The following is an 8914-nucleotide window of genomic DNA, read 5'->3' as shown; positions in this document are numbered from 1 at the left end:
GGGCGGCGACGGCGCCGCCGGTGCCGGCTGAGCCTTATCCGCGCTCCAGCGCGGTGCCGCCGGGGTGGCCGCGACCGCAGGCGGCGCAGGCGGGGCCGGCTGGATCAGCAGCGCGGTCTGCACGCGGCGTTCGACACTGCGGCCCGTCTCTGCCGCCAGCCCGCCCGAGGCAGTGAGCGCCAGCCCGGTCCCCACGGCGAGCGCCGCGACAAGGGTGCCGATCCGCGCCCGGCGCGCATCGGAGCGATAGGTCGCCATCATCTTCAGTCTCCTCTTGAGGTCATCCCCGGCCCCAAGACCGCAGGCCGCGGCCGGCAACCGGCCACAGGCGGATTTCAGCATCGCGCGGCCATAAGCGACGCGCATGTCCGGCCCGGCACCGGCCAGCACGGCGGCGTCGCAGGCCAGTTCCTGATCGAGCCGGAAGGCCCGATAGGCATAATGGGCAATCGGGTTCCACCAGTGCAGCGCCAGCACGGCGAGCGCGGCCAGATTGGCCGACATGTCGTGGCGGCGGTGATGGGCGGCCTCATGCGCCAGCGCCAGATGCAATTCGGCAGGCGTGAAGCGCTGCCGCCAGTCGATCGGCAGCACGATGGATTTGGCAAAGACCCCGGCGGCAAACGGGCCGGGCGCGGCAGCGCTTGCCCAGACCTCCACCCCGTCGCGGTCGAACCGGGGCAGCTCGACGCCCATCCGGCGCATCGCCGCCAGGAACGACCGGTAACGCCACAAATGCAGGCCGAGAAACAGCAGCGCGCCCAGCACCCAGATGGCGAGCGCGATCAGGGCCATATCAGGACCAGCGCCCGCCGCCGGAGCCGCCTCTGGCAGGCCGACAAACACCAGTTCCACCGGCAACGCCCCCGGCAGCGCTGCCGACAGCGGCGCGGGGGCAAGCGCCGGCAACAGCGTCATCCCCTCGGGCAATGGCGGCAGCACCAGCCGGAGCGCGGGCAGCAGCCACAGCGCATAGGCGATTTGCGGGCCGAAGCGCGCGGCGACCGGCCCGCGCAGCGCAAGCACGCCCAGCATCAGCACCGCGCTCGCGGCGAGCGCCTCGACCAGCCAGCCGGTCATGCCTTGAGCTCCCGGATCAGCGCTTCGATCTCGGCCAGATCGGCGGGGCTGAGCGCCTGACGCTCCGCCAGATGGGCGACAAGCGGCGTAATCCGCCCGCCGAACAGCCGGTCGACCAGACGCTGCGATTCGCCAGCGACGTAATCGGCGCGCGCAATCGCCGGACGATACAGGAAGCGCCGGCCCTGCGCCTCATGGGTGACCGCGCCTTTGCCGACGAGGCGCGACAGCAGCGTCTTGACCGTCGCCGCGCTCCAGCCCCGGGCGGGGCCGGCAACCTCGGTCACGTCCTGCGCGGTCATCGGGCCGGGATGGTCCCACAGGACCTCCATCACCTGATGTTCCGCCTCGCTGATGCGCTCGACCATCCCCGACACTCCCCATCGCAGCCGGTCCGCGACCGACTACGACTACAAATGTCATCGGGAAACTGAATGGCCGGTGAACCGGCGCCGCCGGGCGCGAGGCGCGACGCGCACGGGCCCGGCCCGAACGGGCAAATGTCGGTGTTTCTTACACCAGCAAGTGGCCGGGGATGCGCATTAACCAGCGCATTGCGCGGATTTGCGCGCTTCTGCCGCGCTGGCACGGCGCATGCAGCACTAACGATATTCCGACGTCACTCCCCGAGGGCGGGTCCATTCCCGGTCCCCAAACAGGACCCGCCCTCACCCGGAGTTGCCGATCAGTGCCTTATTCGGCGCGGGCCACGCCCTTTTCGGTCATCAGCGCGGCGAGTTCGCCGGTTTCATACATTTCCATCATGATGTCGGACCCGCCGACAAACTCGCCCTTCACATAAAGCTGGGGGATGGTCGGCCAGTCCGAAAACGCCTTGATGCCCTGGCGGATGTCCATGTCCTGCAGCACATCGACGCTTTCATAGGCAACGCCCAGCCGGTCAAGGATCGCGATGGCGCGGCTGGAGAAGCCGCATTGCGGGAACAGCGGCGTTCCCTTCATGAACAGCAGCACGTCATTGCCGGCGACCAGTTCGCCGATCCGGTCTTGCACCTGATCCGTCATCGTCATTCTCCCGCAGGAATATCGGTGGTGAGCTGGAGCGCGTGCAGCTCCCCGCCCATGCGGCCGCCAAGGGCCTGATAGACGCGGCGCGTGCGCTCGACGCGCGACACGCCGCGGAAACTGGCGGCAACCACATGCGCGGCATAATGGTCGCCGTCTCCGGCCAGATCGGTGATCGTCACGGTCGCATCCGGGATCGCGTCCCGGATCATCCGCTCGATCTCGGCTGCGGCCATCGGCATCGCTTACTGCGCCTCGATGAACTGGCGGCGCGCCTCGGCCATGCGGTCGGCCAGCGCCGCACGCACCGCCGGCTCGTCGATCTCGACCCCGGCGGCGGTCAGGTCGCCCAGCAGCTTGCGGACGACATCCTCGTCACCCGCCTCTTCGAAATCGGCCTGCACGACCGCCTTGGCATAGGCATCGGTTTCCTCGGGCGTCAGGCCCATTTTTTCCGCCGCCCAGTGCGCCAGCAGCTTGTTGCGGCGCGCGGTGATGCGGAACTGAAGTTCCTCGTCGCGGGCGAATTTGGCTTCGAACGCGCGCTCGCGATCGTCAAACGTCGTCATGGAGACCCCTCTTGCTTGCCCGGCCGAAATAGGGGGTGGGACCGCGCGGCGCAATGCACGACCGCACGGTCCGCCACCCGCCGGGCAAAGCGTCAGGCCGCGACCTCGACCACCAGCTTGCCGATCGCACCACGCCCGGCAAGCTTGGCAATCGCGTCGCCGCCGCGCTCAAGCGGATAGACTTCGGTGACGCGCGGGTTGATCCGCCCTTCGGCCCACAGGCGGAACAGCGTGGCGACATGCTCCTGATGGCGCGCCGGCTCGCGCATCGTGAACGCGCCCCAGAACACGCCGCAGACGTCGCAGCTCTTGAGCAAAGTCAGGTTGAGCGGCAGCTTCGGGATGCCGGCGGGGAAGCCGACGACCAGATAGCGGCCTTCCCACGCAATCGCGCGCAGTGCCGGTTCGGCATAATCGCCGCCGACCGGATCATAGATGACATGCGCGCCCTCAGGCCCGACCTTGGCCTTGATCGCCTCGGCCAGCGCGCGCGACTGGTCCTTGTCGAACGGCGCGCGGTCATAGACGAGGACGTCGTCGGCACCCGCCGCGCGCGCAACCTCGGCCTTTTCCGCGCTCGACACCGCGGCGATCACCCGCGCGCCGAACGCCTTGCCCAGCTCGACCGCCGACAGGCCGACCCCGCCGGCCGCGCCCAGCACCAGCAGCGTCTGCCCCTCGGCCAGATGGCCGCGATCGATCAGGCCGTGGATGGTGGTGGCATAGGTCATCAGCAGCGCCGAGGCTTCGCGCAGCGGCAGCCCGTCCGGCACCTTGAAAGCGCGCGCCGCCGGCACCGCGACCTTTTCGGCCAGCCCGCCCGAAGACGCGGTCAGCGCCAGCATCCGGTCGCCGACCGACCAGCCGGTCACGCCCTCGCCCACCGCCTCGACAATGCCCGACACCTCGCTGCCCGGCGCGAACGGCCGCGGCGGCTTGAACTGATATTTGTCCTCGATCACCAGCACATCGGGATAATTGATCGCGCAATAATGCACGCGCACCAGCAGCTCGCCCGGCCCGGCGACCGGATCGGCGATCTCGGCCAGTTCAAGCGTGTCCGGCCCGCCGGGGGTACGCGACAACAGGGCTTTCATCTTCCTCTCCTTTTTTCCCGTGTTCTGATTTTTTGGGGGGCCTGCGCCCGGCGTCGGCCTACCGGTTACAGCCAGGGCGTCTCGGCCGCGCGGCGCGCCTCGAACGTGCCGATCCGGTCGGCCATGGCGAGCGTCAGCCCAACCTCGTCCAGCCCGTTGAGCAGACAGTCGCGGCGGAACGGATCGAGGGTGAAGGCAAACCGGTCCTGCAGCGGGCTGGTCACGCTCTGGCTGTCGAGATCAACGGTCAGCGGATGGTCGCGCGCCACCTCCATCAGCCGGTCGATCGCCGCGCGCGGCAGTTCGACGGTGACGATGCCGTTCTTGAACGCATTGCCCGAAAAAATGTCGGAAAAGCTGGGTGCGATCACCGCCCGGATGCCAAGATCGGCAAGCGCCCATGCGGCATGTTCGCGGCTCGATCCGCAGCCGAAATTCTCCCCCGCGATCAGGATCGGCGCGCCGGCAAAGGCGGGATCGTCGAACACATTGCCCGGCTCGGCGCGGACGCTTTCGAACGCACCGCGGCCCAGCCCCTGGCGGCTGATCGTCTTCAGCCAGGGCGCGGGGATGATGATGTCGGTATCGACATTGGCGCGCCCGAACGGGATCGCCCGCCCGGTCACATCGCGAAAGGGCGTCACCGCGCGGCTCCGTTGATCGGCGCGGATGCCGCGACCGGGACAGGCCGGCCGCTCATCGCAAAGGCGGCGACGCCGCTGACCAGAGTGCCGGCAATCAGCAGGACGATCGCGCGCTTCATTGTGTTTTTCCCCCCATCAAATCCCTGACATCGGCCAGCCGCCCGGTCACCGCCGCCGCCGCCGCCATCGCCGGCGAGACAAGGTGGGTGCGCGCACCCGGACCCTGCCGGCCGACAAAGTTGCGGTTCGACGTCGAGGCGCAGCGCTCGCCCGCCGGCACCTTGTCCGGGTTCATGCCCAGACAGGCCGAGCAGCCGGGCTCACGCCATTCAAAGCCCGCCTCGATGAAAATGCGGTCCAGCCCCTCGGCCTCGGCAGCGCGCTTGACCAGCCCCGATCCCGGCACGACCAGCGCCTGGCGGATGCCGGGGGCGAGCCTGCGGCCCGCAACCACGGCGGCGGCCGCGCGCAGATCCTCGATCCGGCTGTTGGTGCAGCTGCCGATAAAGATGTTCTCGACCGTCACATCGGCCATCGGCTGACCGGGTTTCAGCCCCATATAGTCGAGCGACTTGAGCGCCGCCGCCCGACGCGCGGGTTCGGCAAAGCTGTCGGGATCGGGCACGCTGCCCGTCACCGGCACGACATCTTCCGGGCTGGTGCCCCAGGTGACGCTGGGCGCGACCTCGCCGGCATCGATGTCGACCACCCGGTCGAACACCGCGCCCGGATCGGTCACCAGCGTCCGCCAATGCGCGACCGCCCGGTCCCACATCTCGCCCGCCGGGGCCATTGGCCGCCCCTTCAGATAGGCAAAGCTCGTGTCATCGGGCGCGATCAGCCCGGCGCGCGCGCCCGCCTCGATCGACATGTTGGCGATGGTCAGCCGCCCCTCGACCGACATGGCGCGGATGGTGGAGCCGGAATATTCGATGACATGGCCGGTGCCGCCCGCCGCGCCGATCCGGCCGATGATCGCGAGGATCAGATCCTTGGGCGCGACGCCGAAGCCCAGCCGCCCTTCGATGCGGATGTTCATCGCCCGCGCCTGTTTGAGGAGCAAAGTCTGGGTGGCGAGCACATGTTCGACCTCGCTCGTCCCAATGCCGAAGGCGAGCGCGCCGAGCGCACCATGCGCGGCGGTGTGGCTGTCGCCACACACCAGCGTGCAGCCCGGCAGGGTGAAGCCCTGTTCGGGGCCGACGACATGCACGATCCCCTGCTCGGCATCGGTCGCCTCGATATAGCGGATGCCGTTGGCGGGCGCGTTGCGGGCGAGCGCGGCGAGCTGGGCGGCGCTTTCGGGGTCGGCGATCGGCACCGGGCGGCCGGCGGCATCGCGGCGCGGCGTAGTCGGCAGATTATGGTCGGGCACCGCCAGCGTCAGGTCCGGCCGCCGCACCGGCCGCCCGGCCAGCGCCAGCGCCTCGAACGCCTGTGGGCTGGTCACCTCATGGACGAGATGGCGGTCGATATAGATCAGGCAGGTGCCGTCATCGCGGCGGTCGACGACATGGGCGTCCCAGATCTTCTGGTAAAGTGTGCGCGGCTGGCTGGACATGCACCGCCCCTATCGTGCGCGAAGGCTGCTGAAAAGTGCTGAAAAAGCGGCGATGGAGAAATATTATTGCGCTGTCGTCGCGCCGCCCGGCGGGTCGATCTTCAGCCAGTCGCGCGTCGGCTGGCCATAGAGCATCTCCAGCACCTCAAGCTGCACCCCGACCGGGCGGCCGCTCTGCGAGTTCCACAGCACCGCCACGCCCGAGCGCGCCGCCGGATCGAACAGGATGGTCGAGCGATAGCCCATCACCGCGCCCTGATGGCCGACCAGCGCGCGGCCCGAATAATCATAATCGCGCCAGCCCAGCGCATATTGCGACCGGCCCATGACCTGCGAAAACAGCGTGCCGCGCCGGCCGGTATCGACCCGCGCCTGATGGATATTGGCGAGCACCGCCGGCGGCACCACCTGCGGCGCCAGCCCCATTTGCGCGCGCATCCACAGCGCCAGATCCATGATCGACGAATTGACCCCGCCCGCCGCCGGGACACGGTAGTAATTGTCGTTCACCTCGACCGTGCGGCGGCCGACATGCGGCCGCGCCCAGCTTGGCGCCGCCATCAACCCGGCGCGGGTGAGGCTCGCCGTGCGCATGCCAAGCGGGGCGAACAGCCGCCGCCTGACCTGTTCGGCATAGCTTTGCCCGGTCACGCGCTCGACCACCTCGGTCGTCGTGTCGAACGCGATGTTCTGATAGCTGTGGCAGGTGCCCGGCGTGCAGGACGCGGCGATCGCCGCCAGCGACTGGCGCAGCGCACGCGGATCGCCCCCGGCCTCCAGCCGGTTGTCGCTGGCATTATGCGGAATGCCGACCCGGTGCGACAGGATATCGGCGATGGTCGCCGTCTGCTCGCCATTATTGGGCAGTTTCAGGCTGGTCGAAAACCGCGCCACCGGCTCGTCGAGCGACAGCCGCCCCTCGGCCGCGAGCAGCCCGACCAACGTGGAGGCCACCCCCTTGGACAGCGAGGCCCAGCGGAACACCGTCTGCGGGCCGACCGGTTCACCGCCCACCGCCTGGGTGACGCCATAGCCCTTGAGGAAGGTGATCTCGCCATTTTCGATCACGGCAACCGCCATGCCGACAATATCGGGCTTGGACGCGGCGATGGTCAGCCGCTCGTCAAGCCGGCGATAGTCGATGCGCGTCCGCCCGTTCGCGGCCGCCATCGTCACCCCGGCACGGGCGTCCAGATATTTCGGAACTGCGGCCACCTCGGCCGGGGCGCTGGCGGCGATCAGGCCGGGGGCGATCACCGCGACCAGGCTGGCAAGCCCGACCGCGCCGCCGATCATGGCCGCCGGGCGGGACCGCGCCCGCTTCAGCGCGGCACTGCCGACGGCAACCGGCACGCGCCGCGCGCCCGCCGGAGCGACGTTCTGCTGCCTGCCACGCTTCGCTGTGCCGTTAACCAATGCGCGACCCTCTGCCCCTTTTGCTTATAGAGCAGTGAATCAAGCATTTGCCTTTCGCACAACCCAGTAATGCCCCGTGGCGCGACCAGTTGTTGCTCTCAGGCGACAAAAGCGCCCGGGCGACGGGAACCCCGCCGCCCGGACGCCATGTTCGACGGCGTTACAGATAGTTGGCCGTGGTCCGCGCGCGCACCTCGTCGGCGGTGACGCCGGGGGCGGTCTCGATCAGCCGGAACGGACTGGCATGATCGGGACGCTCGAACACCGCCAGATCGGTGATGATCATGTCGACGACGTTGCGACCGGTCAGCGGCAGCGTGCAGGCCGGAATAAACTTGGGGCTGCCGTCCTTGGCATTGTGTTCCATCACCACGATGATCTTCTTGACCCCGGCGACCAGATCCATGGCGCCGCCCATGCCCTTCACCATCTTGCCGGGGATCATCCAGTTGGCGATGTCGCCGCCTTCGGACACTTCCATCGCGCCCAGCACGGTCAGGTCGATATGCCCGCCCCGGATCATCGCAAAGCTCTGGTCCGACCCGAAATAGCTGGACGAGGGCAGCTGCGAGATCGTCTGCTTGCCGGCATTGATCAGATCGGCATCGACTTCATCGTCGAACGGAAACGGACCGATGCCCAGCATGCCGTTTTCGGCCTGGAGCGTGACCGTCATCCCTTCGGGGATGTTGTTGGCAACAAGCGTCGGGATGCCGATGCCGAGATTGACGTAATAGCCGTCCTTCAGCTCACGCGCGGCGCGCGCCGCCATCTGGTTGCGATCCCACGCCATTATGCGGCCTCCCTGCTGCGCACCGTGCGGAACTCGATCTTCTTGTCATAAGGGCTGCCGACAATCATCCGCTTCACATAAATGCCCGGCAGATGGACATGGTCGGGATCGATGGTGCCGACCGGCACCACTTCCTCGACCTCGGCGACGCAGATGCGCCCGGCGGTCGCCATCGGCGCGTTGAAGTTGCGCGCGGTCTTGCGGAACTGGAGATTGCCCGCCTCGTCGGCGCGCCAGCCCTTGATGATCGACAGATCGGCGCGGATGCCGCGTTCAAGGATATAGGTTTCGCCGTCGAACTCCTTGTGCTCCTTGCCCTCGGCGACCAGCGTGCCGACCCCGGTCTTGGTGTAGAAGCCCGGAATGCCCGCGCCGCCGGCCCGGCAACGTTCGGCCAGCGTGCCCTGCGGGCAGAACTCGACCTCAAGCTCGCCCGACAGATATTGCCGCTCAAACTCCTTGTTCTCGCCGACATAAGAGCTGATCATCTTGGCGACCTGGCGGCTGCGCAGCAGTTTGCCCAGCCCCTCATTGTCGATCCCGGCATTGTTGGACACGAGCGTCAGGTTTTTCACGCCCGCCGCCTGAATGGCGTCGATCAGCCGCTCAGGGATGCCGCACAGGCCAAAGCCGCCGGAACAGATGGTCATGCCGTCGGCCAACAGCCCGTCAAGCGCCGCCGCGGCATCGGGATAAAGCTTGTTCATCCTCGCAGATCCTCCCCTAGA

General features: G+C 68.2%; 12 protein-coding genes. All 12 read right to left on the bottom strand.

Annotated features, from left to right (window positions below):
• Window positions 1-1080: M56 family metallopeptidase (locus OPU66_RS09710; protein WP_498553427.1), on the bottom strand; the 1080-nt coding region annotated here is incomplete at its 3' end.
• Window positions 1077-1448 (bottom strand): BlaI/MecI/CopY family transcriptional regulator, encoded by a 372-nt coding sequence (locus OPU66_RS09705; protein WP_498553426.1) that lies wholly within the window; start codon window positions 1446-1448, stop codon window positions 1077-1079. The genes OPU66_RS09710 and OPU66_RS09705, both read right to left, overlap by 4 nt.
• 325 nt (window positions 1449-1773) lie before the next feature.
• Complete coding sequence (gene grxD, locus OPU66_RS09700) at window positions 1774-2106, bottom strand: Grx4 family monothiol glutaredoxin (RefSeq protein WP_498553425.1); 333 nt, start codon at window positions 2104-2106, stop codon at window positions 1774-1776.
• Window positions 2107-2108: 2 nt separating this feature from the next.
• On the bottom strand, window positions 2109-2348 hold the full coding sequence (locus tag OPU66_RS09695; protein ID WP_160593244.1) for a BolA/IbaG family iron-sulfur metabolism protein: 240 nt from the start codon (window positions 2346-2348) through the stop codon (window positions 2109-2111).
• Between the two features lie 3 nt (window positions 2349-2351).
• The gene (locus tag OPU66_RS09690; RefSeq protein WP_498553424.1) at window positions 2352-2675 is read right to left on the bottom strand and encodes a DUF1476 domain-containing protein; all 324 of its coding nucleotides are present in this window, start codon (window positions 2673-2675) and stop codon (window positions 2352-2354) included.
• A gap of 92 nt (window positions 2676-2767) precedes the next feature.
• Window positions 2768-3772: an NADPH:quinone oxidoreductase family protein gene (locus OPU66_RS09685; protein WP_498553423.1), complete on the bottom strand. Its 1005-nt coding sequence runs from the start codon at window positions 3770-3772 to the stop codon at window positions 2768-2770.
• Between the two features lie 65 nt (window positions 3773-3837).
• Window positions 3838-4416: a 3-isopropylmalate dehydratase small subunit gene (leuD, locus tag OPU66_RS09680; RefSeq protein WP_498553422.1), complete on the bottom strand. Its 579-nt coding sequence runs from the start codon at window positions 4414-4416 to the stop codon at window positions 3838-3840.
• Window positions 4413-4535 carry a hypothetical protein gene (locus OPU66_RS09675; RefSeq protein WP_498553421.1) on the bottom strand — a complete coding sequence of 41 codons (123 nt, stop codon included), beginning with the start codon at window positions 4533-4535 and terminating at the stop codon, window positions 4413-4415. Before OPU66_RS09675 ends, leuD begins: the two co-directional genes overlap by 4 nt.
• Window positions 4532-5977 carry a 3-isopropylmalate dehydratase large subunit gene (leuC, locus tag OPU66_RS09670; RefSeq protein ID WP_498553420.1) on the bottom strand — a complete coding sequence of 482 codons (1446 nt, stop codon included), beginning with the start codon at window positions 5975-5977 and terminating at the stop codon, window positions 4532-4534. The genes OPU66_RS09675 and leuC overlap by 4 nt, the downstream gene beginning before the upstream one ends.
• A gap of 63 nt (window positions 5978-6040) precedes the next feature.
• Window positions 6041-7330 (bottom strand): serine hydrolase domain-containing protein, encoded by a 1290-nt coding sequence (locus tag OPU66_RS09665; RefSeq protein ID WP_498553419.1) that lies wholly within the window; start codon window positions 7328-7330, stop codon window positions 6041-6043.
• Window positions 7331-7553: 223 nt separating this feature from the next.
• Entirely contained in the window at window positions 7554-8186 is a 633-nt protein-coding gene (locus OPU66_RS09660) for a CoA transferase subunit B (RefSeq protein WP_498553418.1), read from the bottom strand.
• Window positions 8186-8893, bottom strand: coding sequence for a CoA transferase subunit A (locus OPU66_RS09655; protein ID WP_498553417.1), 708 nt, complete (start codon window positions 8891-8893; stop codon window positions 8186-8188). The genes OPU66_RS09660 and OPU66_RS09655 overlap by 1 nt, the downstream gene beginning before the upstream one ends.
• Window positions 8894-8914 lie beyond the last annotated feature (21 nt).

The sequence above is a fragment of the Sphingomonas sp. URJC2 genome (assembly GCF_059803575.1).
This window is presented reverse-complemented; position numbering and strand designations above follow the sequence as displayed.